Below are 26,534 nucleotides of genomic sequence, written 5' to 3' on the forward strand. Positions count from 1 at the left end.
AGTCGATGCAAAGGACTGCTAAATGACCCTACTTTCCACGGAGCAGAACATGGCGACGGACCACCGCTTGACGATAGCCGTATTCGGCGAAAGCGATACGCTCACGCCTGCAATACGAAGCGCATGGTCAGAGGCATCGATGGTTCTGCAAGGTCCTTACTCTTCGACAGCGGTCGATGAGCACGACTGGCATTTCGGCTGCGCCGTCATTGATGTGCGATATGGACCTGAACGCATGCTGCTCTTGATGGAAGCTCTGGATAGCAAAGCCATCCCTTATATTTTCTTCGTTCCTCTTTGCGCTGTCGGTCACCATCAGGGGCCGTTCGTGCTCTCTGGCGCAAAAGATGAAATCAGGCACATCGTTTCGGCGCTCGCAGCGCAGGGTCGAGGTGCGACACATTGAGGTATTAGAGAGTGTCACGATCCGTTTGTTCGGCTCGTGATGCTTTAACGCATTGCTTTATCACTTGGAGCTGACACCGCATTGCATTGAAGTGCGACGAGCCTTCGACCGTCGTCACGCCTAGAAGGCCAAATCCCTGGTGCTCTGCGAATCTTACGGGCGATCGCGATCGCCTCATCATTGTCTGCACCCGTCAGGAAGGCTTATAGCAGGCCACTATGCGGTATTGGAACGGCCAGGCGTGATGGCGGCAGTTCTCGCTCCTTACCCACAGCCATCCGCTTTCAGAACTCAACCGCGTTGAATGAAACCCGCGACAGGCCAGACATCTTGATGAAGGCGCTTATTCGCTGTTGATAGAAGTGAGTCATGCCCCCGAACCGAGCCTTATTCACTAAATAGAATAAATATTTCACTCACGCTTTTAATGGAATTTCCACTTGATTTCGCCTTGGCTTGAGCTAGGGTCTCATCGATCGTCATCGATAACAAATCGGATGATGACAGGGCGCGAACTGCTTCTTGGGGAGTGGCCGTCCGGAGGAGGAAATCAGCGTGGAGCAAATGAAATGATCAGGTTCGGTGTGCTGGGTGCGGGCCGTATTGGCAAGGTCCATGCGGCAACGATTGCCGCTAATCCCAAGGCAAAGCTTGCCTATGTCGCGGATGCGTTTCCGGCGGCGGCAGAGCAATTGGCGCAGCAGACGGGTGCACGTGTCGCGTCCGTTGAAGAGATTATCGCTGCATCGGATGTCGATGCCGTGCTGATCGCAACGCCCACGCCAAGCCATGCCGATCTGATCGAGGCGGCCTCCAAGGCTGGCAAGCATATTCTCTGCGAAAAGCCGGTGTCGCTTTCCGTCGATCGCATCAATCAGTGCCTGGATGTGGTGGAACAGAACAAGTCGACTCTGATGATCGGCTTCAACCGCCGCTTCGATACCAACTTCTCGATGGTCGAGCAGCGCCTGCGCAACGGCGATGTCGGAGAGATCGAGATCGTCACCATCATCAGCCGCGATCCCAACCCGCCACCGGCGAGCTATGTGAAATCCTCTGGGGGTCTCTTCCGTGACATGATGATTCACGACTTCGATATGGCCCGCTTCCTGATGGGTGAAGAATTCGTGGTCGTTAACGCGCTTGGCTCCGCACTGGTGGACAAGGCGATCGGCGAAGAAGGCGATGTCGATACTGCAGCAGTCCAGATGCAGACGGCATCGGGACGCATCGCGGTGATCACCAATTCCCGCCGCGCGACCTATGGCTACGACCAGCGCATCGAAGTGCATGGCTCGACGGGTATGCTCTCTGCTCGCAACATCCAGAATTCAAGCGTCGAATTGTGGAACGCCAACGGCATTGCCGGAGATCCGGTACAGAACTTCTTCATCGAGCGCTACGCTCAGGCCTATGCCAACGAGATCAACACCTTCATCGACGCTGTCGATGCTGGCAACACCTCGCCGCGTCCAAGCGGTTTCGATGGTCTTCAGGCGCAGAAACTGGCCGATGCCGCGACCGAAAGCTGGCAGACCGGCAAGCCCGTCCAGATCGTCTGATCGGATTTTGACCAACAAAAACGCTCGCATCGTTGTCTCGGTGCGAGCGTTTTTTTTGGCAGAGATTGCGCGTTTATGGATTGTCGCGCTTGAAAATCCAGTCGTGATCCGGATGGTTCTGGAAACGCCACTTGCGCATCGGTCCAGCCATAACGTTGAGATAATACATCTCATAGCCATAGGGAGAGCCGCAAGGGTGATGCCCTTTCGGAACCAGCACCACATCGCCGCTTGAGACCGCCATGGTCTCGTCCAGCGATCCGTCTTCGGTGAACACGCGCTGGAAGCCGAAGCCCTGCTCCGGGTTCAGGCGGTGGTAATAGGTTTCTTCAAGATAGGTCATCTCGGGGTAGTTGTCCTCATCATGCCGGTGTGGCGGGTAGGACGACCAGTGACCGGATGGGGTGAAGACTTCCGTGACCAGCAGGCTATCGGCTACATCGCGGTCCTCCATGGCGATCGGGAAGATGTAGCGCGTGTTGCCGCCCTTGCCGCGCTCAGCCAGAGTAATTCCCGTCGGTCCAATAACTTGGGCCTCGCGGCCGGGCTTTGCCGGTGCGGTGCACACACCAAGCGTGCAGTCCGTCGTCGCCGTCACACTCCAGGAAGAGCCAGCCGGGATATAGACGCAATGCGGCGGCTTGCGCTCGAAGACATTCATGCGGTCGCCGAGTTCGCCGAAATTCTTGTCTTCTGATAAGATTTCCGCCTTGCCCTCAACGAGGACGAGGATGACCTCGGTCTCACCGGTTTGTTCGGTCGCGGTTTCGCCAGGTTTCAGCCGGTAAAGGCCGAAACCAACATAGCCCCAATCGGCGCTTTCCGGCGTGATGTCGTGAACCTTGCCGGATGTGCCGGTGGGTTTGCGCAGCAAATCTGCCATGTCTTGACCTTTCTGTTCAGCCCTTGTCCAGGCCAGCGTCCTGCGCGAAGCTGCGCAGCGATTTCAGGCCCAGGCTCTGATACTCGAAGGGATTGCGTACATCCGGGTCCTGCTCGGCTTCGATGACCAGCCAGCCGCTATAGCCATGCTCTGCGGCAATCTTGAGAACGGGAGGGAAGTCGACGCCGCCTTCGCTGTCACCCGGAACGGTGAAGACGCCACGGCGCACACCTTCCAGGAAGGAGAGGTTTTCGTCGCGAACCTGCTTGGCGATGACTGGACGCACGTTCTTGGCGTGGATGTGGCCGACGCGACCCATGTGCTTTTTCGCAAGCCGCTCGGGATTGCCGCCGCCGAACAGGCAATGGCCGGTATCGAGTAACAGCTTGGTATGCGGGCCTGTGTTCTCCATCAGACGGTCGATCTCGTCTTCGCTTTCGACAATCGTGCCCATGTGATGGTGATAGACGAGCGCGACACCCTGATCGGCAGCATGTTTCGCCAGCGCTTCCACGCCCTCGCCAAAGCGCTTCCATTCGCTGTCGGCGAGCTTCGGGCGGTCATTGACCGGCTTTGTATCCTCGCCGTGGATGGCGTTGGAGGTTTCGCAGACGATGATCACCTTCGAGCCCATCGCCTTCAAGAGATCGAGGGCAGACTGCATGGCGGCCTTCTCGTCTTCGATGGAGTTGGTCAGCAGATTCAGCGAATGCCAGCCAGAGACGTAGCGCAGCTTGCGGGGCTCCAGAACGGCCTTCAGGCCTTCCGGATCCTGCGGGAACTTGTGGCCTTTCTCGATGCCGTCGAAACCGATCTTGGAGGTTTCGTCCAGGCACTGCTCAAGGCTGATATGGGCGCCGAGCGTGCGGTCGTCGTCATTGCTCCAGGCGATGGGGTTTGTACCGTAAAGGATCATGATCAGCGTCTTTCTTTCAGTGCGAATTCATAGGCTGCACGAGCCTGTTTGACTTCATTGCGTTCAGAGACTTCCGGCACGGCGACATCCCACCAGTAGCCTCCGGCATCCGGTGTCGGATAAGGATCGGTATCGATGACGATCACGGTTGGAACCTCCGCGGCACGGGCTGCATCGAGTGCAGTTTCCAACTCAGTGATTGTAGAGACCTTATGCGCATCCGCACCCATGCTGGCGGCATGCGCGGTGAAATCGATGGCAATCGGGTTCTTCTGGTTGGTGTGGGCGTAGAGATTGTTGAACTCCGCCCCGCCGGTGCCCATCTGCAGCCGGTTGATGCAGCCATAGCCGCGATTGTCGGTGATCACGACAGTGATCTTCACGCCCATGGCAACGGCAGTGGCAAGCTCCGAATTCATCATCATGTAGGAGCCATCGCCCACCATGACGATCACGTCGCGCTCGGGCTCTGCCATCTTGATGCCGAGGCCACCGGCAATCTCGTAGCCCATGCAGGAGAAGCCATATTCCATGTGGTAGGAGAGCGGCAGCTTCGCCTTCCACAACTGGTGCAGCTCTCCAGGCATGGTGCCTGCCGCACACATGACGACGGTATTGTCACGCGAGGCGCGCTGTACCGCGCCGATCACCTGCATATCCGTCGGCAGGCTATTGGCCTCCTTCGGTGCCGCGGTCACGGCATCGGCCTTGGCGAACCAGTCCTGTTTCAGGCTTGCATCGGGTGCGGAAAAGCGGTGGCTGCCCAAGGCTTCGGTCAGTTTCTCAAGCCCAACTTTGGCGTCGGCCGTGAGGCTGATGGCATCGTGCTTGGCGCTGTCATAGGCTTGGACGTTGAGTGCGAGCAGCTTGCGCGCCGGGTTCTTGAAGAGCGCCCAGGAGCCGGTGGTGAAATCCTGAAAACGGGTTCCGACACCAAAGACCAGATCGGCCTTTTCGGCAATCGCATTGGCGCTCGATGCGCCCGTCACACCAGCGGGACCGAAGTTCATCTCGTGATCCCAGGCAAGCGCGGATTTTCCGGCCTGGGTTTCGATCACGGGGATGGAGTGGCGCTCGGCGAAGCTCTTCAGCGTCTCGGTCGCGCCGGAAAAATGCACGCCGCCGCCCGCGACGATGATGGGGTTCTTCGCGACCTTAAGGGCTGCGATCGCCTCTTCGAGTTCCGCTCTGTCGGGCTCGGGGCGGCGTTGACGCCAGACCTTTTTGTCGAAGAAGCTTTCCGGATAATCATAGGCTTCCGCCTGCACATCCTGGCAGAAGGAGAGTGTCACGGGACCGCAATCGGCGGGGTCCGTCATGGTGCGGAAGGCGCGGGGCAGTGCGGTCAGAAGCTGTTCGGGGCGCATGATCCGGTCGAAATAGCGGCTGACCGGCTTGAAGCAGTCATTGGCCGAAACCGTACCGTCGTTGAAGTCTTCGATCTGCTGTAACACCGGATCCGGCCCACGATTGGCGAATACATCGCCGGGGATCAGTAACACGGGAAGACGGTTCACATGCGCAAGCGCCGCAGCCGTCACCATGTTCAATGCCCCGGGACCGATCGACGATGTGACTGCCATGGTCCGGCGGCGGCCGAGTTGTTTGGTGTAGGCGATCGCCGCATGTGCCATGGATTGTTCGTTCTGGCCGCGATAGGTCGGCAGTTCCTCGCGAATGCCATAGAGCGCCTCTCCCATGCCAGCCACATTGCCATGGCCGAAGATCGCCCAGACGCCGGCGATGTAAGGCTCATCATCCTCATTCATCTGGGCTGCCAGATAACGCACAAGCGCCTGTGCCGCCGTCAATCGAACCGTATTCACGCTGCCTCTCCCTTTACATGCGCGGCGCGCGCCTTGTCCCAAATCCGGCAAAGCGCATCATAACGGGCTGCCATATCGGCAACCGCCTCCTCGTCACTCACCTTGCCTGCAAGCCAGTTGCGTGCGGCCTCGGCAAAAATCGTGCGACCGACGGCAAAGCCTTTCACCAGATCAAAGCCCGCCGCCAGCCTGAAACTCTCCTCCAACTCGCTCTGCGGCGCCTCCAGGCCGAGAACCACGATACCACGAACATAAGGATCATGACGTTTTACCGCATCGGTCGCCTGACGCCAGGCTTCCACGCTCTTCAGAGGCTCAAGCTTCCACCAGTCGGGATAGACGCCGATCTCGTAGAAGCGGTCTATGATGCGGGCTGTCGTTTCATCATCGATCGATGCCACCTTGGAAGGGATCACCTCCAGCAGAAATTCCAGCCGGTTGCGGCGCGCGGCGGCGAAGAGACGCGAGACCGTCTCTTCCTGTTCGGCGCGCATCGCCTCGTCATCGTCCGGATGGTAGAAGCACAGCACCTTGACCACGTGTTCGGCCGGCCATTCGTTCAGACCGCCGCAATCGGGTCCAAGATCCGGCTCTAGAGTCAGTGGGCGCGAGCCCGGCCATTCGGCGGGGCGGCCGATCCACAAGCCTGAGCCTGCCGCCTGATAGAGAGCATCGCGGCCAAGACGACCATCACAGAGAATGCCGTAACCGGCATTGCCACCGGCGACCTTATGGGCGGCCTTCAGGCAAAGCTCCTTGAAGGCGCCGATCTTCTTGTCGTCTGCGCCGACGTCCTTGGCGATGGCTTCCAGTTGCATGCGGTGATCGAAAGCAAAGACGCGCATGGTGCTCCAATCGCCTTTGCGGTTTGTCGCCCAATGCACCTGTTCCAGTTGATCGTCCTTGCGCAGCGCCTTGTTGCGAATTCCGGTACGGAAGAAATATTGCAACTCCTCCCAGCTTGGATAGGCAGGGGTGCAGCCATGACGTGACACGGCGAAAGCGCCGCACGCATTGGCATATTTCAAGTGTCGTCGGCCAGTCTTCACCGCGCAGCCATCCGCGGAAGAGGCCCGCCATGAAGCCATCGCCGGCACCCAGCACGTTGAAGACTTCGATGGGGAAGCCTTCGCCGCTTTCGCCATCGTCGAGACTGCCTGGAATGTCGCCTGGGAAGACCACTGCGCCCATCGGTCCGCGCTTGCAGACGAGCGTGGCGTTGGAAACAGCCCGCACGGCGCGCAGCGCTTCCAGAGTATCGGTGGAGCCACCGGCGATGTGGAACTCTTCCTCGGTGCCGACGATCAGGTCGAAGAGGTTGAGAGTGGATTGCAGCTTCTGCGTGACCTTCGCCGATTCCACGAAGCGGCTTTCACCGTCACCATGACCAGCCACACCCCAGAGGTTCGGGCGGTAGTCGATGTCGAGCGCAGTCTTCGCGCCGCTGTCGCGCGCCAGGCGCAGCGCCTTCAGAACCGCCGCTTCCGTGCGCGGATGAGAAAGATGCGTGCCGGTAGCGCAAACGCAGTTCGCTTCGGAGATGAAAGCAGGGTCGATATCGTCTTCGCTCAGCGCCATATCGGCGCAGTTCTCGCGATAGAAGATCAAGGGGAACTGCTGCTGGTCGCGGATGCCGAGAATGACGAGTGCGGTCAGGCGCTCCTTGTCGGTCTGCACGCCGCGAACATCGACGCCCTCACGCACCAGCTGTTCGCGGATGAAGCGCCCCATGTGCTCGTCGCCGACGCGGGTAATGACGGCACTCTTCAGACCAAGCCGTGCGGCACCTGCTGCAATGTTGGTCGGAGAGCCACCGATGTATTTGTTGAAGGAGGACATGTCCTCCAGACGTCCGCCGATCTGCGCGCCGTAAAGATCGACCGACGAACGGCCGATCGTGATGAGATCGAGTGTCTTCACGATCTGTCTCCTCCGCGCTGTTACGCGCCACAAAGGACGGAACTGTACGTCCGTCACTTTTCTCCCTCGTTTATATTTGGACTATAAATTCTATTTTTTGCATTTTCAATACGAATATTCAGTTTTGTCGATGAGTCCCCACCCCTACGGCCAGCGCAATCGCGATGCAGAGGGTCGCCGACAAGGAACGGAATGCGCCGAAATCGACCTCTGACACCGCCAGCACTGTGGCATCGAATTGGCGCAGCGGATTGACAGCCGTATCGGTGATGGCCACCACCGGGATCTTGCGGGCACGGCTTGAGGAAACGATCTCCATCGTCTCTGCCGAATAGGGTGCGAAGGTGATGGCGAGAACCACATCGCCCTGACGGATCGCATTGGCGCTCTGCAACTGGCCGACGGAGGCATGCAGCATGGAGGGCACCTGCATCTTCTCGAAGGCGTAGGCGAGATAGCTCGCGACCGGGAAGGAGCGGCGCAAGCCGACGATATGGATCATCTGCGCGTCAGCCAGCACCTGGATTGCGGCCTCGAAAGCAGACTGATCGACGGTTTTCAGCAGGTTTTCCAGCGATGCCCGCCCGGCTTCGACAAATTCCGCCAGAAGCCGACCGCCGCTGTCTTCTCCCTTATCGCGCAGGTTGGTGAGCCGGGTATCGTAATCCGGCCAGCGGCCGGAATAGCTTTCCTTGAACAGCCGCTGCATCTCCGAAAAGCCGGAGAAGCCGAGAATCTGGCAAAAGCGCATGAAGGCGGACGGCTGGACTCCAGCGGCTTCGGCCATTTCCGCCACAGTGGAAACGGCGATTCGGTCGGTATTGGCTGCGACATAATCCGCGCACTGCCGCAATCTCTTCGGCAGCTTCGGCGCAACCTCAACAAGTCTCTCCTCGAATTCCTTCACCGTTGCCGGTGCGGCACTATCCTGCATCTCGTTTCACTCCCCCACAAATGAAATCGTCTTTTCTGGATTGGAATATCTATTCCAGAAAAGACGCGGCAGGGAAGCAGAATCTCCACGCGTTAGGGATCGTCACTCAAATTCCAGAATGACCTCATCCACAGCCAGACTGTCCCCAGCCTTCACAGCCACCTTCGCGACACGGCCCTTGCGCTCGGCGCGGAGGATGTTTTCCATCTTCATCGCCTCTACGGTTGCGAGCGCCTGCCCGGCTTCGACCTCATCACCTTCCGCGACCGAGATCGAGGTGACGACGCCCGGCATGGGGCAAAGCAGCATCTGCGATGTATCTGGTGGCAACTTTTCCGGCATGAGACGCGCAAGCTCGGCGACGCGAGGGGTACGAACTTTGGCGACGATGTCTGCACCATGCCAACGTAATCTGATGGCGGATGGCGAGAGATCGATCTTCACCGCCAGAACCACATCGCCCAGCCGGAAAGTGCCAAGGCTGCGGCCCGGCAGCCAGTCCGTTTCGACAGCCAGCCTCTCTCCGCCTTCGATCTGAGCCATGGTGTTGTCGCCATCGAGATCAAGGTAAACGCGCCGCTCGGTCTTGCCGAGTTGAACCACCCAGTCCTTGCCGACAATGCGGCGATGATTGCCGATGGTGCCGGAGATCTTTGCTGCGCGGCTCTGCACCTGATGGTGAATGGCCGCGGCGATCGCCGCCAGCCGGTCAGCGGCTTCCGTCTGCGGCTCCACTCCGGAAAAACCGTCTGGAAACTCCTCGGCGATGAAGCCCGTGGTCAGATTGCCCGAACGGAAACGAGGATGCTGCATGACCGCAGAGAGAAAGGGCAGGTTGTGCCCGATGCCCTCCACTTCAAAGCGATCGAGCGCTTCGCCCATGGCATCGATGGCGGAGATCCGTGTCTCACCCCAGCTGCAAAGCTTGGCAATCATCGGATCGTAATACATCGAGATTTCTCCGCCTTCGAAGACGCCGGTGTCATTGCGAAGGATCGTGCCATCCTCCTGGCGGCCCTCTTCCGGGGGACGGTAGCGGGTCAATCGACCGATGGAGGGCAGGAAGTTCCGGTAAGGGTCTTCCGCATAAAGGCGGCTCTCGATTGCCCAGCCGGTCAGTTCGATGTCCGCTTGGGACAGAGACAGCTTTTCACCCGCTGCCACCCGGATCATCTGCTCCACGAGATCGATGCCGGTGACAAGCTCGGTGACGGGGTGCTCCACCTGAAGCCGGGTGTTCATTTCCAGGAAGTAGAAGTTTCGGTCCCCATCAACGATAAATTCCACCGTGCCAGCGGAGAAATAGCCGACCGCCTTGGCAAGCGCGACGGCCTGCTCGCCCATCGCCTTGCGTGTCGCTTCATCGAGAAAAGGAGAGGGCGCTTCCTCGATCACCTTTTGATTTCGCCGCTGGATGGAGCATTCACGTTCGCCGAGATAGAGCACCGTGCCGTGCTGATCACCGAGAACCTGAATTTCGATGTGACGCGGCTGAGTGACGAATTTTTCGATGAAAATCCGGTCGTCACCGAAGGATGCTTTTGCTTCGTTGCGTGATGATTGGAAACCCTCGCGTGCCTCGCTATCGTTCCAGGCAATGCGCATGCCCTTGCCGCCGCCGCCGGCCGATGCCTTGATCATCACCGGGTAGCCGATCTTCGATGCTATGCGGACAGCCTCATCCGCAGTCTCGATCAAACCCATATGGCCGGGAACGGTGGAGACGCCTGCTTCGGCTGCAAGCTTCTTGGAGGTGATCTTGTCGCCCATCGCTTCGATGGCCTTGACCGGCGGACCGATGAAGGCAACGCCTTCCTTTTCCAGAGCAGCTGCGAAAGCCGGATTCTCCGACAGGAAGCCATAGCCTGGATGCACCGCGTCCGCGCCCGTCTCGCGAATGGCCTCGAGGATCTTGTCGATGACGATATAGGACTGGTTGGAGGGTGCCGGGCCGATATGCACCGCTTCGTCGGCTTCGCGCACATGCAGCGCGTTAGCGTCTGCATCGGAATAAACCGCGACCGTAGCGATGCCCATCTTTCTCGCGGTGCGAATGACGCGGCAGGCGATTTCGCCGCGATTGGCAATCAAAATCTTTGAAATCACAACGTATCGCCTCCTAGTAATTCTCCCAATGTTTCGGGACCGGCTAATTGGCGCCATAGTACGAGGGAGGAAACCGCAATTTTTCTCCCGGTCTTGACGAAGTTCTTCAAATCAAGAAGCTCTTCATGAGAAACATCATCAATGTATTTCTCGTATGTTTTCAGCAATGATAGATCTAGAAAGCAATGAATCATGACTCTGTATGAGCAATATCTAATTGTTCGAATTGAGAATAATGAAAATGATGGAGATATACCTATGTCGTCTTCGTCATTTTTTTCATCGTAGTTTGGAAAAAGGCTTGCGAAGCCGGACATGAAAGAGGGGTGCGCCGCTGCGGACAACACAGTTTCTTCCTGCTTTCGAAACTCTTCGTGATGACTTAGTAGTTCTCGGAGATTCGCAGGCAGCTGCTCATTCACGTGTGATCTCGCTTTCCCCTTCGAGATATATTTGTACCAGGTCTTATTAGAATGCTCGACATCTTGGTCTTTAGCAAAATCGGAACAGAAATTGCTATCAACTGCTGCAAGACTTAGCGCATCTAAGTTCTCTGACATGGAGCGTAGTATCTGTTTAGCGGGAACATCTAGTCCACTTAATACTAATTTTCTAATCGCGATTAGTTCTGCAGTTATTCTCCACGATATAAGATTTATAGAAATACGCTGATATTTATTTTCGTCCTGGCTGGATTGTATCAGCGCCGCTGTAAGAGCCTCCGAGTAGTAAGAGAACCATACTATGCAATAGTCCAGCAGAAATAGATTAGAGCTTACATCTGATAATATTTCCGGCTTGCAGGGCCCTATTCGGTCCGGCAGTAGCTGTGATTTGGAGGCGAGCCAGAATTTTTCATACTCGACGCTTTGAGAGTGGCAGACTTGTAGGAACAAATGTTTTAGCTGCCTCGGAAGTTTTGGATAGATTGTCGATGTTCTCATGAACCGCTCGCGAGAGTTCTGTTTTGATTATGGCGACTACACACTCACAACGGAATCGTGTCGTGCTTCTTCCAATGCGTCGTCACCTGCTTGTTGCGCAGGGACGCAAAGGCGCGGGCGATGCGGCGGCGCGAGGAATGTGGCATGATGACTTCATCGATGAAGCCGCGTTCGGCAGCAACGAAGGGGTTAGCGAAGCGCTCTTCATATTCGCGCGTCCGTTCCGCGATCTTATCGGGGTTTGACAGTTCGGAGCGGTAGAGAATTTCCGCCGCACCCTTGGCGCCCATCACGGCAATTTCCGCTGACGGCCAGGCATAGTTGATGTCGGCGCCGATATGTTTCGACGCCATCACGTCGTAGGCGCCGCCATAGGCCTTGCGGGTAATCAGCGTTACCATCGGCACCGTCGCCTCTGAATAGGCGAAAAGCAGCTTGGCGCCGTGCTTGATGACACCGCCATATTCCTGCGCCACGCCGGGCAGGAAGCCCGGCACATCCACCAAAGTCAGGATCGGAATGTTGAAGGCGTCGCAGAAGCGCACGAACTTCGCCGCTTTGCGCGAGCTGTCGATATCCAGGCATCCGGCCAGCACCATGGGCTGGTTGGCGACGACGCCGACCGTCTCGCCTTCAAGGCGGATGAAGCCGGTGATGATGTTTCTGGCAAAGGCCTCCTGCAATTCGAAGAAATCGCCTTCGTCGGCAATCGCGTGGATCAGTTCCTTCATGTCATAGGGCTTGTTGGAACTATCGGGGATCAAGGTATCGAGCTTCGCCTCGAGGCGAGCCGGATCGTCATGGAAAGGCCGGGTCGGTGGCTTCTGCCGGTTATTGGCGGGGAGAAAATCGACGAGCGCGCGAACCGCTTCCAGCGCCTCGATGTCGTTTTCATAGGCGCCGTCGGCAACGGAGGATTTCTTTGTGTGGGTGGTGGCACCTCCCAGTTCCTCGGCGGTGACGATCTCGTTGGTCACGGTCTTCACCACGTCCGGCCCAGTCACGAACATGTAGGATGTATCACGCACCATAAAGATGAAGTCGGTCATGGCGGGAGAGTAGACCGCACCGCCCGCGCAAGGACCCATGATGACGGAGATCTGCGGCACGACACCCGACACTTCCGCATTACGACGAAACACCTCCGCATAGCCCGCAAGCGACGACACGCCTTCCTGGATGCGTGCCCCACCGGAATCGTTCAAGCCGATCACCGGTGCGCCGACGCGCACCGCCATATCCATGATCTTGCAAATCTTCTGCGCGTGGGTTTCCGACAAGGAGCCGCCAAGCACGGTAAAATCCTGGCTGAACACATAGACCTGCCGTCCGTTGATCGTACCCCAGCCGGTCACGACACCATCGCCCGCCACCTTCTGATCCGCCATGCCGAAATCCACCGCCCGGTGGGTCACGTACATGTCGTATTCTTCGAAGGAGCCCTCATCGAGAAGTACGTCGAGGCGTTCGCGCGCTGTCAGCTTGCCCTTGGCATGCTGCGTATCGATACGCTTTTGCCCGCCGCCAAGACGGGCTTCAGCGCGGCGGCTTTCCAGTTCTTGAAGGACTGAACGCATAAGACCTCCCATTCGCATTCCATAGGAGTCTTAAGGCCAAAATTGTTGAATGGAAACAGCTGCCTTGGTCGCAGAGATCGCTCGCTTTAGCCGCGATAGGCGACGAGAACAGCGCCGCAAGCGATCAGAATGACGCCCAGCCAGTTGGGAAGAGAGAGCCGTTCGCCAAGAAAGAGAACCGCAAATACGGCGACGAAGACGACGCTGAGTTTGTCTATCGGCGCAACGCGTGCGGCATCACCGATCTTCAGGGCACGGAAATAGCAGATCCAGGATGCACCGGTCGCAAGCCCGGAGAGGATGAGGAATAGCCAGGTGCGCGGTGTGATCGTCGCCGGGCTTTGCCAGTTCCCTGTGATGTAGACCATCAAGCCTGCAGCCAAAAGAATGACGATGGTTCGGATGAAGGTGGCGAAATCGGAATTGACGTTTTCGATGCCGATCTTGGCGAAGATCGCGGTCAGTGCGGCGAAAGTGGCCGACAGAAGAGCCCAGACTTGCCAGGAGAGAAACAGGTTTTTCATCGTCGAGCACCGGTGAGGACGGGAGAGGGGTCCATCTTATCAAGTCGGGGCCGGAAAAGGAAAGCCCGCCTCGACTGATCGAGGCGGGCCTTGATATGGATCGCTTTAGCTGCGCGGTTTACTCTGCAGGAATTCCAAGTGCCGTCGCATCGTCGACGACCTTTGGCTCGTCGCCCCTCAGCGCGGCTGCCAGCTGCTCCTGGTCGAGCTCGCCTTCCCAACGGGCAACGACGATGGTTGCAACGGCGTTGCCAATGAAGTTGGTCAGCGCGCGGCATTCCGACATGAAGCGGTCGATACCAAGGATCAGTGCCATGCCCGCGACGGGGACAGATGGGACGACCGAGAGCGTGGCGGCCAGCGTGATGAAGCCAGCGCCGGTAATACCTGCTGCACCCTTGGAGCTCAGCATGGCGACAAGTAGCAGGAGGATCTGTTCACCCAAGGACAGGTGAATGCCCGTTGCCTGCGCGATGAAGAGGGCGGCGAGCGTCATGTAGATGTTCGTACCGTCGAGGTTGAACGAGTAACCGGTCGGAATGACGAGACCGACGACGGAGCGCTTGCAGCCTGCTCTTTCCATCTTGCTCATCAAGCCCGGAAGTGCGGCTTCCGATGAAGATGTGCCGAGAACGAGCAACAATTCTTCCTTGATGTAGCGGATCAGCGCCAGGATGGAGAACCCATTGTAGCGGCAGACGGCACCGAGAATGACGAGCACGAAGATCAGCGACGTCAGGTAGAAGGTACCGATCAGCATGGCGAGATTGGTGACCGACGAAATGCCGTACTTGCCGATGGTGAAGGCCATGGCGCCGAAGGCACCGATCGGAGCAGCCTTCATCAGGATCGCGACCAGCTTGAAGATCGGATACATCAGGGCATGCATGAAATCGACGACAGGCTTGCCGCGTTCCCCGACGACGCCGAGCGAAATGCCGAACAGCACGGAGAAGAACAGCACCTGAAGAATATCGCCTTCCGCGAAGGCGCCGACGATCGTCGTCGGGATGATATTCATCAGGAAGCCGGTGATCGACTGCTCATGCGCCTTGGCGGCGTAGGTCGCAACGGCCTTGCCGTCCAGTGTGGACGGATCGATGTTCATGCCCGCACCCGGCTGAACGACATTGGCAACGATCATGCCGACGATCAGCGCCAGGGTGGAGAAGGTTATGAAGTAGATCATCGCCTTGCCGGCTACGCGGCCGACCTTCTTCATGTCGTTCATGCCGGCAATGCCGGTTGCGACTGTGAGGAAGATCACGGGTGCGATGATCATCTTGACCAGACGGATGAAGCCATCGCCGAGCGGCTTCAGCTGTTCGCCAAGAGCGGGATAAAAGTGGCCGAGCGCAATACCTGCGGCGATAGCGACGATGACCTGGAAATAAAGATGCCGGTAAAAAGGCAGTCTGGCGTGGCTTTCGGCCACGGCTGTGCTGTCAATCATGTTAGTTCCTCCTCGGCTTAACCCTGCCCTGACGGCCTCCCGAGTTTGCCTCAAGTTTTGCCCGGCCCTCTGCCGTTCGGAACTACCTACGCAAATAGTATGCCAGTTTGGTTTTTGAGGTTAAGCTATTGATGAAAATTGGTTTTATTTTAAGCCATCCAATGACCACTCTTCACGAGTGTGTTTTTCCGCTCATCATCTCTTGTCTTTTGTGCGGATTTCCGCACAGTAAAACCATGACATTTCGAGCCGCCCAATGTCCGTTTTCGTGAATAGCAGCCGCTTCCGCTGGATGGCCTTCGCCCTGATGTGGGTTATCATTGCCTTCGGCGCTTTCGTGGCTGCAGACAAGATCGGCCGTGTCCAAGCGACGAAGCGGTTGATTGCCGATGCCACGACGGATGCCGAGCTGAAAACCGCTTTGCTGAATGTGGCGCTGGAACGCCCGCGCGTCCTGCCACTCGTCCTCTCCCGTGACCGAGATATCGCCGACGCATTGGAAAATGGCGGCGCTGCCGTTCAGCGTCTGGATGAAAAGCTGGAGGGGCTGATCGAAGGTACGCAGGCCTCGGTCATCTATGTGACGGATGCCAAGGGCGTCACCATCGCGTCCAGCAATTGGCGGATGCCCGAGAGTTTCGTCGGCTCTAATTATGCCTTCCGTGACTATTTTCGCAGAGCCATGGAAACGGGCATGGCAGAGCATTACGCGCTCGGCAATGTCAGCCGGCGGCCGGGGCTCTATATCTCCCGGCGGGTCGATGGTGCAGATGGAAAGCCGCTCGGCGTGGTCATAGCCAAGGTGGAGTTCAACCGGCTCGAGACGGACTGGAATATCGGCGGGCGTCCCGTCTACATCGTCGATTCCAACGGCGTGGTGCTGATGACAAGCATACCCGACTGGCGATTCAAGACGGTGGCGCCGATCAATGAAGACAAGCGACGGATGATTTCCGCCAGTCTTCAATTCGGAGAGGAAGCGCTCTCTCCCATGCCCGTGCGATTGCGCTCGAAACTCGGTCCGGATGTGGCGCTTGTGGAAGTGAGCTCCCCCTCGACGCTGAGAGGAGATTATCTTCGTCTCGAACTCCCCGTTCCGACGACCAGATGGTCCCTGCATTATCTTCAACCGGTGACGCCGGCGACGAATGCCGCCATACGCGAAAGCCGGATCATCGCTCTTGCCGCCCTTATGCCGCTCTTCGCCCTGTCGGCGATCTGGCTTCGACGCCGGCTGAAGGCAGAGCAGGCGCGCGCCGCCGCCGAAAGAGATCGCGCGGAACTCGAGCGCCGGGTTCAGGAGCGGACGGTGGATCTGACCATGGCCCGAGACAAGCTTCAGGCGGAAATCCTGCGCCACGAACAGACGGGCAAGGAGTTGCAAAGCGTCCAGCACGATCTGGTCCAGGCCAACCGGCTTTCGATCCTCGGACAGGTGGCGGCTGGCGTAGCGCATGAAATCAATCAACCCGTCGCCACCATTCGCGCCTTTGCCGACAATGCTCGCGTGCTTCTCAAGCGCAAGCGCCTGGAGGAAGCGGACGAGAATCTGGAGAGCATTGCCGGTTTGACCGAGCGCATCGGCGTCATCACCAGCGATCTGAAAATTCTGGCGCGCAAGGGCAGAACTGCCGCAGAACCTGTCAGCATTCGCCTGGTCATCGAAGGTGCCGTGCTGTTGCTGCGCAGCCGGTTTTCGGGACGCATGGACATGCTCGATCTCGATCTTCCGGATAAGAACCTCAAGGTCATGGGAAGCCGCATCCGGCTGGAGCAGATCGTCATCAACCTCTTGCAGAACGCGCTCGAAGCCGTCGAAGAGAAAAGTGACGGACGCGTCAACGTGATGGTGGAGCAAATGGCGGAAGAGGTGGTGCTGCGCGTTCACGACAACGGGCCGGGCATCGCGGCGCCTATTCTCGAGCAGCTCTTTTCGCCCTTCAACACGTCGAAGGAGGGCGGCCTCGGCCTTGGCCTCGTCATCTCCAGCGATATCGCCTCGGATTATGGCGGGCGGATCGAGGTCGATACATGCGACAGCGGCACGTGTTTTTCAGTCTATTTGAAGCGAGCATGACATGACGGGAATGGGAACGGTCTATCTGGTTGATGATGACTCGCAGCTTCGCAAGGCGATGCGGCAGACGCTGGAACTCGAAGGCATGACGGTGATGCCTTTCCCCAAGGCGGAGCTGGCTCTCGACGCTCTGGAAGAAAATTTCGATGGCGTGATCGTCACCGATGTGCGCATGCCCGGCATGGATGGTCTGCAGTTTTTCGAGCACGTCCGAAAGATCGACGCGGACCTGCCTGTTATCCTGATCACTGGTCATGGCGATGTGCCGATGGCCGTCAGCGCGCTTCAGAATGGTGCCTATGATTTTATCGCCAAACCCTTTCCTGCCGAGCGCATGGTGGAAAGCGTTCGCCGCGCATTGGAAAAGCGTCGGTTGGTGATGGAGAACCGCGCACTGAAGCAGGCGGCGGAGCAGTCGATCGATGACATGCCTTTGCTTGGTCAGACGCCTGCGATGGAGCGCTTGCGCAATACGCTGCGCCATATTGCCGATACGGATGTGGATGTGCTGGTGGCGGGAGAGACAGGCAGTGGCAAGGAGGTGGTGGCGACAGCTCTTCACCGCTGGAGCAAGAAGCGCAGCCACGGAAACTTCGTGGCGTTGAATTGCGGCGCCTTGCCGGAGACCGTGATTGAAAGCGAACTCTTCGGCCATGAGGCTGGCGCTTTTACCGGGGCGCAGAAGAAGCGCATCGGCCGCATCGAATATTCCAGCGGCGGCACGCTGTTTCTGGACGAGATCGAAAGCATGCCGCCTGCTCTTCAGGTGAAGATGCTACGTGTGCTGGAAATGCGTGAGGTTTCCCCGGTCGGCTCCAACGAGGAGCGGTCCGTCGATATTCGTGTGGTGGCGGCGGCCAAGGTAGATCTCGGGGATCCCGAGCAGCGCAAGGATTTTCGCGAGGATCTCTATTACCGCTTGAATGTGGTGACGCTCTCCATCCCGCCGCTGCGGGAGCGCCGGGCAGATATCCCGCTGCTCTTCTCCCACTTCGTCAGCAAGGCCTCAAGCCGCTTTGGCATGCCGGTCCCGCAGATCGGAGCATCGATTTCTCGCTATTTGAACGAGCATGACTGGCCAGGCAATGTGCGTGAACTCGGGCATTTCGCCGAGCGTGTGGTGCTGGGGCTGGAAAGTGGACAGCCGCAAATACCCAGCCCTGCCGCGACGGTGAGTGGATCCGGTACGCTTTCGGAGCGCATGGATCGGCAAGAGGCGGACATCATTCGCGAGACACTGGAAAAGCATCAGGGCGATGTTGCCGAAACCATCGCCGCGCTCGGAATCGCGCGCAAGACATTTTACGATAAGTTGCAGCGTCATAACATTAACCGCTCGGATTACGTCCCCAAGTGAGTGAGGGTATTCCGAGCGGTTCAAATCTTTGAAATCGAGGCGGTCGCGGTTAGCCTGCTACGCAGAAATGGCTGTTGCCGTCATTGCCGATGTAGGTACCGCTGTTTGGATTGAAGCTGCGGTAACGCTGCGAGCAATAGTTATACCAGGTCTGGGACCACGGCTCGATCGTGCGGTAAACCTGACGCTGCTGGTAAACGGGGCGGGCCTCGTAAACCGGCTGGGCGCGATAGACCGGGCGTGGTGCGGGACGATACTCGCGATAGTCCGGATCGTCATAGGTGTAGCTTGGCTGATAGGTTTGGTAGCGGCGCACCGGAGGCGGCTCGGCATAGACCGGCTCTTCCTCATAACGCGGCTGCGACAGGGCAGAACCGACAGCAACACCGGCAGCGAGACCGAGAACACCACCAATGATGGCTGCGTCGCGGTTTCTGTGTCGCCAGTCGCCGGCCGATGCCGTGTTCAAGGGTGCCAGGACGGTTGCAGAGACCGCAAGAGCCAGAAGAGATTTAGCTGCAATCGAAGCCATGTTCCATTTTCCATCTAAACGGCAGTTGCCCGCCAGGTGTTATCCGATGGTTAAGAAAATAGATTCTTCAGGCTGAACGGGCGCTGAATGAATTATGGCAGGACCGGGACGCTCAGCCTGCCGCTATGTGCGCAGGCGAAAACGCTTCCATCAATCCAAGATAAGGCTTGTGAACCGGGGTCGCATAGGCACCGCGCTTTGCCGTGGTAAGCCCGAGCGAGATCAGGGTCTCGGCATGTTTGACCGCCGCCGACACGCCATCGATGACCGGAACGCCAAAGTCGTGTGAAAGCTCTGCTGCAAGATCCGCCATGCCTGCGCAGCCAAGAACGATGGCCTCCGCCTTGTCTTCGTCAAGGGCCGCGGCGATCTGGGCACGTAGCCGGGGCAAGGCGTCCGAAGCCGGATCCTCCAGCGAGAGAACCGGAATGTCAGCCGCCCGCACCTTTGCTCGCGCAGCCATGCCGTAGCGATGCACGAGATGTTCGAGCGGCAGCCGTGAGCGTTCCATGGTGGTGACGACCGTGAAGCGCTGCGCGATGAAAGCCGCGGTCGCAACAGCCGCCTCGCAGATGCCGATGACCGGGATGGTTGCAAGTGCGCGTGCTGCATCGAGCCCCGTATCGTCGAAGCAGGCAATCACCGCTGCTTGCGCGCCATTCTTCTCCGCCTTGGCGATCTCCAACAGAAGCCCAGGTATGGCGAAGACCTCGTCGTAATAACCCTCGATCGAGACCGGTCCCATAGACGACGTAACGGCGACAACCTCCGTCGAGGCGGAAGCGACGGCCTTGGCCGCAGCCTCGATCGTGCGGGTCATCGACTGGGTGGTATTGGGATTGACGACGAGAATGCGCATGATCTGCAGTTCAGCCTTTCGAGCGGCGGCGATTCATGGCGACAATGATGCCGAGCGTTGCGCCGATGACGATGAGAGAGAAGAAGGTGGTGACAGCACCAAGGGCGTAGAGCACCGGCGTGGTCACGTTCGTCGTCATGCCGTAGATCTCAAGCGGCAGCGTATTGTAGGTGCCGGACGTCATCAGGGTTCTGGCGAATTCGTCGTAGGAAAGCGTGAAGCCGAACAGGCCGACGCCAATCAGGCTTGGCGCGATCATCGGCAGGACGACATTGCTGAAGGTTTGCCAGGAGCTCGCGCCCAGATCCCGCGCCGCCTCCTCATAGGAGGGCGAGAAGCGGTTGAAGACCGCAAACATGATGAGAACGCCGAAGGGAAGGGTCCAGGTCAGATGTGCGCCGAAGGCGGAGGTGTTCCACGCGGGTTCGAGGCCGAGCTGTTGAAAGAGCACGCCGATGCCGAGCGAAATGATGATGGATGGCACAACAAGGCTTGCGACCGAGAGATAGAAAAGCGGCGTGGCGCCGATGAATTTGCGGCGGAACGCAAGACCCGCCAGAAGCGAGACGAGAACCGTCACGATCATCACCATCAGGCCCAGCATGAAGGAGCGGCGGAAGGAACCGCCAAAATCGCCGACGGCCTGCTGTTCGAAAAGGTTGGCGAACCAGTGGAGCGAGACGCCGTTCAGCGGAAAGGTCAGGCCGCCATTCGGTCCCTGGAAGGCGAGGATCAGGATGGCCGAGAGCGGGCCGTAGAGAAACAGCACGAAGAGCGCAAAGAAGATGGCGAGGATGTAGAATTCGCGACCGCGTTTTTCCGAGTGCATGATCAGAGCTCCTTACGGATATCGACGACCCGCAGAATGCCTGCGACCATCAGGAGAACGAGGGCGAGAAGAACGACGGCATTTGCCGCAGCGGCCGGATATTGCAGGAGCGACATCTGGTTCTTCATCATCAGGGCAACCGAAGCGCTCTGTCCGCCCGACATGACCTGCACGGTGGAAAAGTCGGCCATGACCAGCGTCACCACGAAGATGGTACCGATCGCCATGCCGGGCTTCGCCAGCGGAATGATGACGTTCCACAGGACCTGCCAGCTGGACGCGCCGGCATCGCGCGCCGCCTCCACCAGAGACTTGTCGATGCGCATCAGCGTGTTGAAGATCGGCGTCACCATGAAGAGCGTATAGAGATGCACCATCGCGAGCACCACGGCAAAGTCGGAATAGAGCAGCCATTCGATCGGTGCGGGAATGATGCCCATATTGACCAGCGCGCTATTCACCAGCCCGTTGCGGCCGAGCACCGGAATCCAGGAAATCATGCGGATGATGTTCGAGGTCAGGAAGGGCACTGTGCAGATAAGGAAGAGCACCATCTGCATCGTGGTGGTGCGAATATGGAATGCCAGGAAATAGGCCACCCAGAAGCCGAGAAACAGCGTAATCGCCCAGACGATGAAGGCGTATTTCAACGTGTTGAGATAGGTCTGCCATGTCACCCAGGACCCGAGCGTTTCGGTATAGTTGAAGGTAACGAAGTCCGGATACATCTGGGCGAAGTCATAATCCCAGAAGCTGACCACGACGATCATCAGGATGGGCAGAAGAAGGAAGAAGCCGAGGATCAGCGCCAAAGGTGCTGCCTGAAGATAGGCGACAACGGTTTGCGGCAGGGTAAAGGGCTTACCCGCTTTTTCTTTCTTCTCGCCAACGCCTATAAATCTGACCGTCGCCATTCATGGTGCCCTTTATTGTTGTCGTGACCGGCAGCGTTAAGTTGCCGGTTTTCGTGCGATGACGAAGGATAAAGTCTCTCCGTCGGTATGGTCCGCCCCTGATCAAACCCGAGGGTAATCCGATCATGCGTAAGCCGTTGATCCTCGGGTCAGGCCCGAGGATGACGAAAAGCAAGCGCCGAGGGTGCCAGCAAGCGAAGACCGGCGACAAGTAACCGCCGGTCTCCTCTCATCATCAAGCGGCGATGAACTCATTCCAGCGGCGGACCATGTAGCGGTCTTCGTCCATGACGGAGTTCCAGCAGGCGACCTTGCCCATGCGCTCTTCGAAGGAGCCGCCATCGCGCACAGCGCCTGCCTTTTCCATGACCTTGCCGTCTGGAGCGATGATGTCGCCCTGGGCAGGCTTACCTTCCACCCAGTAACCCCACTCGTCGGCGGTCATGTAGTTCTTCGCCGTTTCCATAGCGGCGGAGTAGTAGCCCTGACGGTTGAGGTAAGCACCGACCCAGCCGGATGTGTACCAGTTGATATATTCATAGGCCGCGTCGAGCTTTGCGCCGCTCAGGTGCTTGGCAAGGCCAAGGCCGCCACCCCATGAACGATAGCCTTCCTTCAGCGGCTGGTATTTGCAGGCGATGCCCTTGGAGCGAACGGCGGCAACCGCCGGCGACCACATGGACTGAATGACGACTTCGCCGGAGGCCATGAGGTTGACGCTCTCGTCGAAGCTCTTCCAGAAGGCGCGGAACTGGCCGTCCTTCTTGGCCTTGATGAGGAAGTCGATGGTCTTGTCGATTTCCGCCTTGGTCATGTTGCCCTTGTCGGCGTACTTGATGTTGCCCATGGCTTCCATGATCATTGCCGCATCCATGATGCCGATGGACGGAATGTTCAGGATGGAGGTCTTGCCCTTGAACTTCGGGTCCATGATATCGGCCCAGGTGGTGATTTCACGACCGACAAGATCAGGACGGATGCCGAGCGTGTCGGCATTGTAGATGGTCGGAACCATGGTGAAATAGTCCGTTTCACCCTTTGCGAAGGTCTTGTCGCCAGGCTTTTCCACATAGCCGACCGTATGAGGCGCGGTACCCTGCGCGATCACGCTGTCCGGCTTCAGCTTGCCGGTTTTGAACAGCGGCACGATCTTGTCGTAATATTTCAGCTTCTTGATTTCCATCGGCTGGATCACGCCGGCCGGATAGACCTTTTTCAGGATCCAGTATTCGATGTCCGCGATGTCGTAGGAGTTCGGCTGGGTTACGGCGCGCTGTGCAGCCGCGTCGGAATCCGTTGCCGTCATTTCAAGCGTGATGCCGAGGTCTGCCTTGCACTTTTCGGCAATCGCATTGATGTTGGAAACGCCCGTGCCGAACTGGCGAAGCGTGATCGGGTTTTGCGCCCAAATGGTGGGGAAGCCGGTGATCAGGCCGGAGCCTACGGCAGCACCCGTGGCGGCAGCGCCCGCCTTCAGGAGACCGCGTCGGGTCAGACCCTTTTTCGTCTTGGTCGTGTCGGTCATTTTAAAGTTCTCCTCTGGCTATTTTTGTTGAGGTCATTGCTCTACCCGTCCGAGCACGATGGCATCGGCCGCATTCCAGGAAAGAGGTATGGCATCGCCAACCTTGATCGGATTTTCGAAGAAGACCGCATCGGTCAAAATCACGTTGAATTCGTCGATGCCGGCACCCGTGACAACGAGCTTCACGCTGGCGCCGCGATATTCGACGTTGGAAACGATGCCAGTAAAACCAAGGCCTTCCTCCCCTTCGCCGATCCGCACGCGGTCCGTGCGCACGGCAATATCGACGTTTTCGTCGGGCGGGACCTTGCCACTGGCCTTGAAGGTGCCGCCACCTGCCACTTCCAGCGTCACGACATCGCCATCGACGGATTTCAGCCGCCCGGAGATGACATTGTGATCGCCCATGAAGCGGGCGACGAAGGCTGTCGCAGGGCGCTCGAACACCTCACGCGGAGCGGCTGCCTGCTCGATGCGACCGTCATTCATGACAACAATGATATCGGCCAGCGCCATAGCCTCTTCCTGGCTGTGGGTCACGTGGACGAAGGTAATGCCAAGCGACGTCTGGAGCTTCTTCAGTTCGCCGCGCATACGGATCTTGAGGAACGGGTCGAGCGCCGAGAGCGGCTCGTCCAAAAGCAGCGCTTCGGGGTCGGTGATGAGCGCGCGGGCAAGGGCAACGCGCTGCTGCTGGCCACCGGACAGCTGTGCAGGACGGCGGTTGGCATAGGGCTCAAGCTGCATCAGCTTCAGCATCTCCAACGCTTTGGCACGGCGCGCTTCTTTCTCCACACCCTTCATCTTCAGGCTGAAGGCGACGTTGTCGATCAGATCGAGATGGGGGAAGAGTGCGTAGGACTGAAACATCATCGCCGTGCCGCGACGGGCCGGCGGCAGGTCGGTGACGACCGTATTGCCCAACCGCACGTCGCCGCTGGAGATGGTTTCGTGTCCCGCAATCATGCGCAGCGTCGAGGTCTTGCCGCAGCCGGAAGGGCCCAGCAGGCAGCAGTAGCTGCCAGCCGGTATTTTCAGACTGATGGCGTGAACGGCGGTGGTGCTTCCATAGACTTTGGTAACGGAGGCGATGTCTATCTCGGCAGCTTTGCTCATGCATTTTCCCCTGCTTGTTGCAAACGAACTTGCATATGCCGTGCCAGTTTCGGGGAGCTTCGCTTAAGCGATTGAAAGGAAAACGTTTTTATTTTGGGTGGCGCAGCTTTGTTCAGTGCCGTCGCTTTGCATGCACAAAAAAGCAGCTATTGTTTTCAATAGGGCGCGACATTGTATGCAATTTTATCGAAGACGAAGCGCGGTTAGATGTTTGCAGTCCGCAGCTTTCGCGATAGTAAGAAAGAAAATCTGGAAAAAGCAATGGCACTGTCGCAACTCGAACCCGATATGGACAACGCGCCAGAGGATCGCGCGCAGGCGATCCGCGATACCTTGCGGGATGCGATTGCCGATAGACGCCTGACGCCCGGCACAAAACTTTCCGAAGCGGAGGTTGGCGCCCTTTTCGATGTCAGCCGCACCGTTGTGCGGGCCGCGTTGCAGATGCTGGCCTTCGAAGGGCTGGTCAAGGCGGAACGAAACAGAGGGGCCTTTGTCTCCAATCCATCGCCAGATGAAGCACGCCAGGTCTTTGCCTCTCGTCGCCTGATAGAACAGGGCATCGTTGCCGCCGCGGTTGAACGGATCACGCCGGAAGGCATTGCCAGCCTGCGCGCGCATCTCAAAGAGGAGACGCGACACCAGCATGAGCGTGGGCCTTCTGCTCGCAGAGCGGAGATCAAGGCCTCCGGCGATTTTCATCTGCTGCTGGCATCGCTTGCGGGCAACGCTATTCTGGAAAAATTCATGGGGGAGCTTGTCGCCCGCTCGTCCCTCGTTATCGCGCTTTATGGACGATCCGGCATTTCAAGCTGCGGCCACGGCGATCATTCTGCCATTCTCGATGCGCTGGAGGCCCGCGATGTCGAAAAGGCCAATCATCTGATGATGCATCACATCGATCACATCGAGGCTGATCTCGACCTTCGCGTGAAGGAAGGCCTGGCGCTGAAGGAAGCGCTGGCGCTGTAACAACAACCGTGCGCGCAAGTGCCGCACGGCTATTGTTACATTATGCCGCGTAGCGGCTGATTGCGAGGTCGGCGGTTTCGATCTCCGGCTTGTTGCCAGAAACCAGATCCGCCAGGACACGCGCCGAGCCGCAGGCCATGGTCCAGCCAAGCGTCCCGTGGCCGGTGTTCAGGTAGAGGTTGGCGTAGCGTGTTGCACCGATCACCGGTGTGCCATCCGGCGTCATCGGGCGCAGGCCGCACCAGAACTTTGCCTGCGATTGATCGCCAGCTCCACCGAACAGGTCTTCCACCGAATGCCTCAAGGTCGCCTGACGCTTGGCGGGCAGATCCTTGTTGAAGCCGGCAATTTCCGCCATGCCGCCCACGCGGATGCGGTCGCCAAGGCGAGTAATCGCCACCTTGTGCGCCTCATCCATGACCGTGGAGATCGGCGCCTTGGCGGCATCGACGATCGGCACAGTGATCGAGTAGCCCTTGACCGGGTAAACCGGCAGGTCAAGACCGAGATGCTTGAGGAAATGCGGCGTGTAACTGCCGAGTGCGCCGATAAAGACATCCGCTTCGACCAGGCCCTTGCTCGTCTCGACGGCCTTGACGCGGCTGCCTTCGACGATAGGGCGCATGATGCCGGTGTCGTAGATGAATTTAACCCCTGCCTGCTCGGCCAGTTTCGCAAGCTCCGAGGTGAACATGAAGCAATCGCCTGTCTCATCGCCCGGTAGGCGAAGGCCACCGACGATTTTCTCGCGAGAGGAGGAAAGACCCGGTTCTGCTACAGCGCAGGCGTCACGATCGAGGATTTCGTAAGGCACGCCACCGGCTTTGAGAACCTCCACGTCCTTGCCGATGCCGTCGAACTGCTTCTGGGTGCGGAAGACTTCCAGCGTACCCTGCATGCGTTGATCATACTGAATGCCGGTCTCGTCACGAAGCGCCATCAGGCAGTCGCGGCTATATTCGGCCACGCGCACCATGCGGCTCTTATTGACGTTGTAGCGCGCGGCCGTGCAGTTGCTCAGCATCTGGATCATCCAGCGCCAGGCGGCAGGATCGGCGGTGGGGCGAATGATCAGAGGCGCGTGCTCCATGAAGAGCCACTTCAGCGCCTTCATCGGAATGCCGGGTGCGGCCCAGGGAGAAGAATAGCCGGGCGAGACTTCGCCGGCATTGGCAAAGCTTGTTTCCAGCGCCGCTGCGGGCTGGCGGTCGATGACGGTGACGGAATGTCCGGCCTTGGCCAGATACCAGGCTGAGGTAACGCCAATGACGCCGGCTCCAAGAATGGTGATGTTCATGCTGG

The 26,534-nt window shown here is 58.4% G+C and carries 21 protein-coding genes and 1 pseudogene; 5 read left to right on the forward strand and 17 right to left on the reverse strand.

Annotated features, from left to right (window positions below):
- The first annotated feature begins 22 nt into the window (after positions 1-22).
- Positions 23-406: a hypothetical protein gene (locus QE408_RS05540; RefSeq protein WP_306929207.1), complete on the forward strand. Its 384-nt coding sequence runs from the start codon at positions 23-25 to the stop codon at positions 404-406.
- A 569-nt stretch (positions 407-975) separates the two neighbouring features.
- The gene (iolG, locus tag QE408_RS05545) at positions 976-1,968 is read left to right on the forward strand and encodes an inositol 2-dehydrogenase (RefSeq protein WP_306929209.1); all 993 of its coding nucleotides are present in this window, start codon (positions 976-978) and stop codon (positions 1,966-1,968) included.
- Positions 1,969-2,041: 73 nt separating this feature from the next.
- On the opposite strand, the gene iolB is transcribed toward iolG, so the two are convergent.
- From iolB to QE408_RS05595, 10 genes and pseudogenes are all read right to left on the reverse strand, one after another.
- Positions 2,042-2,851 (reverse strand): 5-deoxy-glucuronate isomerase, encoded by an 810-nt coding sequence (gene iolB / locus QE408_RS05550; protein WP_306929210.1) that lies wholly within the window; start codon positions 2,849-2,851, stop codon positions 2,042-2,044.
- A 16-nt stretch (positions 2,852-2,867) separates the two neighbouring features.
- Positions 2,868-3,767 (reverse strand): myo-inosose-2 dehydratase, encoded by a 900-nt coding sequence (gene iolE, locus QE408_RS05555; RefSeq protein WP_306929212.1) that lies wholly within the window; start codon positions 3,765-3,767, stop codon positions 2,868-2,870.
- A 2-nt stretch (positions 3,768-3,769) separates the two neighbouring features.
- On the reverse strand, positions 3,770-5,593 hold the full coding sequence (gene iolD, locus QE408_RS05560; protein WP_306929213.1) for a 3D-(3,5/4)-trihydroxycyclohexane-1,2-dione acylhydrolase (decyclizing): 1,824 nt from the start codon (positions 5,591-5,593) through the stop codon (positions 3,770-3,772).
- Positions 5,590-7,516, reverse strand: a pseudogene (locus tag QE408_RS05565) (bifunctional 5-dehydro-2-deoxygluconokinase/5-dehydro-2-deoxyphosphogluconate aldolase). The gene iolD and the pseudogene QE408_RS05565 overlap by 4 nt, the downstream one beginning before the upstream one ends.
- A gap of 115 nt (positions 7,517-7,631) precedes the next feature.
- Complete coding sequence (locus QE408_RS05570) at positions 7,632-8,447, reverse strand: MurR/RpiR family transcriptional regulator (RefSeq protein ID WP_306929215.1); 816 nt, start codon at positions 8,445-8,447, stop codon at positions 7,632-7,634.
- Positions 8,448-8,549: 102 nt separating this feature from the next.
- Positions 8,550-10,553 (reverse strand): acetyl-CoA carboxylase biotin carboxylase subunit, encoded by a 2,004-nt coding sequence (locus QE408_RS05575; protein ID WP_306929216.1) that lies wholly within the window; start codon positions 10,551-10,553, stop codon positions 8,550-8,552.
- Positions 10,550-11,497, reverse strand: a complete 948-nt coding sequence (locus QE408_RS05580; RefSeq protein ID WP_306929217.1) for a hypothetical protein — start codon at positions 11,495-11,497, stop codon at positions 10,550-10,552. Before QE408_RS05580 ends, QE408_RS05575 begins: the two co-directional genes overlap by 4 nt.
- 44 nt (positions 11,498-11,541) lie before the next feature.
- The gene (locus tag QE408_RS05585; protein WP_306929218.1) at positions 11,542-13,074 is read right to left on the reverse strand and encodes an acyl-CoA carboxylase subunit beta; all 1,533 of its coding nucleotides are present in this window, start codon (positions 13,072-13,074) and stop codon (positions 11,542-11,544) included.
- An 86-nt stretch (positions 13,075-13,160) separates the two neighbouring features.
- On the reverse strand, positions 13,161-13,598 hold the full coding sequence (locus QE408_RS05590) for an EamA family transporter (RefSeq protein WP_306929219.1): 438 nt from the start codon (positions 13,596-13,598) through the stop codon (positions 13,161-13,163).
- Positions 13,599-13,716: 118 nt separating this feature from the next.
- Positions 13,717-15,051 carry a dicarboxylate/amino acid:cation symporter gene (locus tag QE408_RS05595; RefSeq protein WP_306929221.1) on the reverse strand — a complete coding sequence of 445 codons (1,335 nt, stop codon included), beginning with the start codon at positions 15,049-15,051 and terminating at the stop codon, positions 13,717-13,719.
- Positions 15,052-15,307: 256 nt separating this feature from the next.
- Between QE408_RS05595 and QE408_RS05600 the strand changes: the two genes are divergently transcribed.
- Positions 15,308-17,128, forward strand: coding sequence for a sensor histidine kinase (locus QE408_RS05600; RefSeq protein WP_306929223.1), 1,821 nt, complete (start codon positions 15,308-15,310; stop codon positions 17,126-17,128).
- A 1-nt stretch (position 17,129) separates the two neighbouring features.
- The gene (locus tag QE408_RS05605) at positions 17,130-18,485 is read left to right on the forward strand and encodes a sigma-54-dependent transcriptional regulator (protein WP_306929225.1); all 1,356 of its coding nucleotides are present in this window, start codon (positions 17,130-17,132) and stop codon (positions 18,483-18,485) included.
- A gap of 49 nt (positions 18,486-18,534) precedes the next feature.
- Here the strand turns inward: QE408_RS05605 and QE408_RS05610 are convergent, their stop codons facing one another.
- The 6 genes from QE408_RS05610 to QE408_RS05635 all read right to left on the reverse strand — a co-directional run bounded on the left by QE408_RS05610 (position 18,535) and on the right by QE408_RS05635 (position 24,260).
- Entirely contained in the window at positions 18,535-19,017 is a 483-nt protein-coding gene (locus tag QE408_RS05610; protein WP_306929227.1) for a BA14K family protein, read from the reverse strand.
- A gap of 112 nt (positions 19,018-19,129) precedes the next feature.
- Positions 19,130-19,876 (reverse strand): aspartate/glutamate racemase family protein, encoded by a 747-nt coding sequence (locus QE408_RS05615; protein WP_306929228.1) that lies wholly within the window; start codon positions 19,874-19,876, stop codon positions 19,130-19,132.
- 10 nt (positions 19,877-19,886) lie between these two features.
- On the reverse strand, positions 19,887-20,705 hold the full coding sequence (locus QE408_RS05620; RefSeq protein WP_306929230.1) for an ABC transporter permease: 819 nt from the start codon (positions 20,703-20,705) through the stop codon (positions 19,887-19,889).
- Positions 20,706-20,707: 2 nt separating this feature from the next.
- Complete coding sequence (locus tag QE408_RS05625) at positions 20,708-21,619, reverse strand: ABC transporter permease (protein WP_296039834.1); 912 nt, start codon at positions 21,617-21,619, stop codon at positions 20,708-20,710.
- A gap of 235 nt (positions 21,620-21,854) precedes the next feature.
- Complete coding sequence (locus tag QE408_RS05630; protein WP_306929233.1) at positions 21,855-23,144, reverse strand: ABC transporter substrate-binding protein; 1,290 nt, start codon at positions 23,142-23,144, stop codon at positions 21,855-21,857.
- 33 nt (positions 23,145-23,177) lie between these two features.
- A complete protein-coding gene (locus QE408_RS05635; RefSeq protein WP_306929234.1) occupies positions 23,178-24,260 on the reverse strand; it encodes an ABC transporter ATP-binding protein in 1,083 nt (360 codons plus the stop codon).
- Between the two features lie 261 nt (positions 24,261-24,521).
- Here QE408_RS05635 and QE408_RS05640 point away from each other — a divergent pair, with 261 nt between their 5' ends.
- A complete protein-coding gene (locus tag QE408_RS05640) occupies positions 24,522-25,232 on the forward strand; it encodes a GntR family transcriptional regulator (RefSeq protein WP_306929235.1) in 711 nt (236 codons plus the stop codon).
- Positions 25,233-25,272: 40 nt separating this feature from the next.
- Here the strand turns inward: QE408_RS05640 and QE408_RS05645 are convergent, their stop codons facing one another.
- Entirely contained in the window at positions 25,273-26,529 is a 1,257-nt protein-coding gene (locus QE408_RS05645; protein ID WP_306929237.1) for a D-amino acid dehydrogenase, read from the reverse strand.
- Positions 26,530-26,534: the final 5 nt, after the last annotated feature.

The sequence above is a fragment of the Agrobacterium larrymoorei genome, assembly GCF_030819275.1.
Taxonomy (GTDB): Bacteria; Pseudomonadota; Alphaproteobacteria; order Rhizobiales; family Rhizobiaceae; genus Agrobacterium; species Agrobacterium larrymoorei_B.

Coding starts and splice junctions, on each gene's coding strand:
- QE408_RS05590 (WP_306929219.1), bottom strand. CDS start 13,598: ATGAAAAACCTGTTTCTCTCCTGGCAAGTCTGGGCTCTTCTGTCGGCC.
- QE408_RS05625 (WP_296039834.1), bottom strand. CDS start 21,619: ATGGCGACGGTCAGATTTATAGGCGTTGGCGAGAAGAAAGAAAAAGCG.
- QE408_RS05595 (WP_306929221.1), bottom strand. CDS start 15,051: ATGATTGACAGCACAGCCGTGGCCGAAAGCCACGCCAGACTGCCTTTT.
- QE408_RS05610 (WP_306929227.1), bottom strand. CDS start 19,017: ATGGCTTCGATTGCAGCTAAATCTCTTCTGGCTCTTGCGGTCTCTGCA.
- QE408_RS05585 (WP_306929218.1), bottom strand. CDS start 13,074: ATGCGTTCAGTCCTTCAAGAACTGGAAAGCCGCCGCGCTGAAGCCCGT.
- QE408_RS05635 (WP_306929234.1), bottom strand. CDS start 24,260: ATGAGCAAAGCTGCCGAGATAGACATCGCCTCCGTTACCAAAGTCTAT.
- iolB (WP_306929210.1), bottom strand. CDS start 2,851: ATGGCAGATTTGCTGCGCAAACCCACCGGCACATCCGGCAAGGTTCAC.
- QE408_RS05640 (WP_306929235.1), top strand. CDS start 24,522: ATGGCACTGTCGCAACTCGAACCCGATATGGACAACGCGCCAGAGGAT.
- QE408_RS05600 (WP_306929223.1), top strand. CDS start 15,308: ATGTCCGTTTTCGTGAATAGCAGCCGCTTCCGCTGGATGGCCTTCGCC.
- iolE (WP_306929212.1), bottom strand. CDS start 3,767: ATGATCCTTTACGGTACAAACCCCATCGCCTGGAGCAATGACGACGAC.
- QE408_RS05540 (WP_306929207.1), top strand. CDS start 23: ATGACCCTACTTTCCACGGAGCAGAACATGGCGACGGACCACCGCTTG.
- QE408_RS05570 (WP_306929215.1), bottom strand. CDS start 8,447: ATGCAGGATAGTGCCGCACCGGCAACGGTGAAGGAATTCGAGGAGAGA.
- QE408_RS05645 (WP_306929237.1), bottom strand. CDS start 26,529: ATGAACATCACCATTCTTGGAGCCGGCGTCATTGGCGTTACCTCAGCC.
- QE408_RS05630 (WP_306929233.1), bottom strand. CDS start 23,144: ATGACCGACACGACCAAGACGAAAAAGGGTCTGACCCGACGCGGTCTC.
- QE408_RS05620 (WP_306929230.1), bottom strand. CDS start 20,705: ATGCACTCGGAAAAACGCGGTCGCGAATTCTACATCCTCGCCATCTTC.
- QE408_RS05580 (WP_306929217.1), bottom strand. CDS start 11,497: ATGAGAACATCGACAATCTATCCAAAACTTCCGAGGCAGCTAAAACAT.
- QE408_RS05605 (WP_306929225.1), top strand. CDS start 17,130: ATGACGGGAATGGGAACGGTCTATCTGGTTGATGATGACTCGCAGCTT.
- iolG (WP_306929209.1), top strand. CDS start 976: ATGATCAGGTTCGGTGTGCTGGGTGCGGGCCGTATTGGCAAGGTCCAT.
- QE408_RS05615 (WP_306929228.1), bottom strand. CDS start 19,876: ATGCGCATTCTCGTCGTCAATCCCAATACCACCCAGTCGATGACCCGC.